The 2936-nt window shown below is 60.0% G+C and carries 3 protein-coding genes; 2 read left to right on the forward strand and 1 reads right to left on the reverse strand.

Annotated elements, in window-relative coordinates; genetic code table 11:
• On the reverse strand, window positions 1–1011 hold a 1011-nt coding region (locus tag V3W31_09765), incomplete at its 3' end, for a TldD/PmbA family protein (GenBank protein MEE9615213.1).
• A gap of 210 nt (window positions 1012–1221) precedes the next feature.
• Between V3W31_09765 and V3W31_09770 the strand changes: the two genes are divergently transcribed.
• Both V3W31_09770 and V3W31_09775 read left to right on the forward strand, forming a co-directional pair.
• Window positions 1222–2508, forward strand: coding sequence for a replication-associated recombination protein A (locus tag V3W31_09770; GenBank protein MEE9615214.1), 1287 nt, complete (start codon window positions 1222–1224; stop codon window positions 2506–2508).
• The coding region (locus tag V3W31_09775) for an ACT domain-containing protein (protein MEE9615215.1) at window positions 2505–2936 on the forward strand (432 nt) is incomplete at its 3' end. The genes V3W31_09770 and V3W31_09775, both read left to right, overlap by 4 nt.

Consider the following 2936-nt stretch of genomic DNA (forward strand, 5'->3'; position numbering starts at 1 on the left):
GGCCTCCCCCCCCTCCCCCCCCTCCTCGGCCTTCATTGCGTTAAGCCTGTCGCTCATATAGCGTTTCAGGACTCCGTTTTCCACGAGCACCGTCCTCTGCGTTGGCGAGCCCTCGTCGTCGAAAAAAGAAGAACCGCGCTTATTTGGCATGGTGCCGTCGTCTATGACGGTTATGAGCGGCGAGGCCACCTCCTGGCCGATCTTCCCGGAATAGACGGAAAGCCCCTCCTGGGCGAGGTCGGCCTCGAGGCCGTGCCCGACGGCCTCGTGTATCATGGTCCCCCCGGCCTCGCTCGATAGCACCACCGGCATCCTTCCGGCCGGGGCCCTCTCGGCCCCGAGCATCATGACGGCCCTCCGGGCGGCGGTCTCGGCTATTAGCTCGGGCGGGTTCTCGTCGAATATCTCAAAGCCCATCACTCCGCCTATGGGCTCGTAGCCGGTCTGGATTACCCCCCCATCGCCTGAGACCACCTGACAGAGATAGAGTATCGACGTCCTCTCCTCCTCGACCCACTGGCCGAGCGAGTTTATGGTGGCCGAGCTCCTAAAACCGTCTCCGTAGACGACCTTTACCTGCCTGACCCTCTTGTCGAAATCTCGGGCGACGGAGTTGCCCTTATTGACGAGCGCTATCTTCTCTTCGAGCCCCACGCCGCCGGGCGGAACTTTTATTTCGAAGCCCGGCGCGATCTCTTTTTTTACGAGGGATATATCGCCTGCGGTCCCGCCCTCTTTGACCGCCCCGGCCACCACACCGGCGAGATCAAGGAGTCCCTTTTCGGTCAGGTCGTTCGTGTAGGCGTAAAAGGTCTTTAGCCGGTCGGATATGACCCGTATGCCGCAGCCCCTGTCCCTGCCGCTTACGACCTTCTCTATCTTATCCTCCTCCAGGACGATGGAGTTATTGCGGGTCTCCTCCAGATAGAGGTCCGCGTAGCGCCCGCCGTTCTTAAGGGCGGCCTTTATAATACGGAACGGGTCGAAACCTTTTACGAGCTCCACTTTCATGGTGGGAAGTATAACAGCGGGCCTCCGGGCAGTCAAGGTGACTGTGGAGCAGGGTGGGTAGAGAGGGGCAAACAATGGGGCTGTTGAAAAACCCAACTCGTTAGTCATTGCGAGCGACGGTCAGCGGCGGCCCCCACCCCCTCCCCTCACCTATGCGGCTACTTCCGGTTTGTATTGCGATTTCCGGAGGGGTTGTAGTACTATCCCTTTATGGAACTTTTTGAAAGGAATAGTGCGTCTCAGACGCCTCCCCCCTCTCCCCCCTCCCCTCTTGCCGGCCGTATGAGGCCGGAGACGATCGAGGAGTTGGTGGGGCAGGGCCACCTGGTCGGAGAGGGAAAGTTCCTCGGGCGCGTGATAGAGCACGGCGAACTGCCGTCCCTCGTCCTCTGGGGCCCTCCGGGGGTGGGCAAGACCACGCTGGCGCGGATAGTCGCCCGGAGTTCGGGGGCCGACTTCGTCGAGTTCTCGGCCGTACTCTCCGGCGTGAAGGAGATACGAGAAGTCGTTAAGAGGGCACAGACCAACCTGCGGCTCGGCCGTAAGACGGTGCTCTTCGTGGACGAGATCCACCGCTTCAACAAGGCCCAGCAGGACGCCTTCCTCCACCACGTCGAGGACGGCACCATAACGCTCATAGGCGCCACGACGGAAAACCCTTCCTTCGAAATAAACCCCCCGCTCCTCTCCCGTTGCAAGGTATTAACACTCGAACCGCTTTCCACCGGCGACATAACGGGCCTCCTCCGGAAGGCCGTAACCGATACGGAAAGGGGGCTCGGCGGGATGAAGGCCGAGGTAGACGACGGGGTATTGGATTTAATCGCCTCGCTCTCTCACGGAGACGCCAGGGAGGCGCTTACCTCTATCGAGACTGCCTATATGATTACCGAGCCGGGCACCGACGGGGGAAGGCGCATAACAGTCGAAACCGCGAAGGAGGCCATGCAGCGTAAGGCACTCCCGTACGATAAAGACGGAGAAGAGCACTATAACGTCGTCTCGGCCTTTATAAAGTCCATGAGGGGAAGCGACCCTGACGCCGCTCTCTACTGGCTCGCGCGCATGGTCGAGGCGGGCGAGGACCCTATGTTCATAACCCGGCGCATGGTGATATTCGCCTCCGAAGACGTCAGTAACGCGGACCCCGAGGCGCTCAGGGTAGCCGTCTCGGTGAAGGACGCCGTACACTTCGTCGGCATGCCCGAGGGTTGGATACCGCTCGCCCAGGGGGCGACCTACCTCGCCACCGCCCCGAAATCCAACGCGTCGTACACGGCCTACCTCGAAGCCGCGAAAGACGTCAAGGCCGAAGGCGCGCTTCCGGTGCCGCTCCACTTGAGGAACGCCCCGACGAAGCTCATGAAGAACCTCGGGTACGGCCGGGACTACAAGTACCCGCACAACTATAAAGACGCGAAGGTGGATCAGGAGTTCCTCCCGGAAAAGCTCAAGCACAGAAAATACTACACGCCTCCCGAAAGGAAGAAAAAATGAGCACAAAGAGATACGCGCTGACGGCAATAGGCAGGGACAAGCCCGGCATAGTGGCAGCGGTAACAAAGACGCTCTTCGAGCACGACTGCAACATAGAGGACTCGTCGATGACCAACCTCCAGGATGAGTTCGCGATAATACTCATAATGGAGGCGCCGGACTCTATCGACCTCCCCTCGCTCGAAAAAGACGTCCAGGGGGTGGGAGATAAGATGGAGCTTACGATACATCTGAAGGAGATCGAAGCCGAGGCGGCGGAGAGGGGCCCGAAGAGCAACCATATCGTCACGGTCTCGGGCTACGACCGTCCGGGCATAGTCTTTAAGACGGCCGAGGCGCTCTCAAAGTGGGGCATAAACATAACCGACCTCGAAACGAAGACCGTCCGGGGCGAGGAGAAGAAGATCTACATAATGCTCATGGAGGCC

The organism is Thermodesulfobacteriota bacterium, assembly GCA_036482575.1.
In the GTDB taxonomy this organism is placed as follows: Bacteria; Desulfobacterota; GWC2-55-46; order GWC2-55-46; family JAUVFY01; genus JAZGJJ01.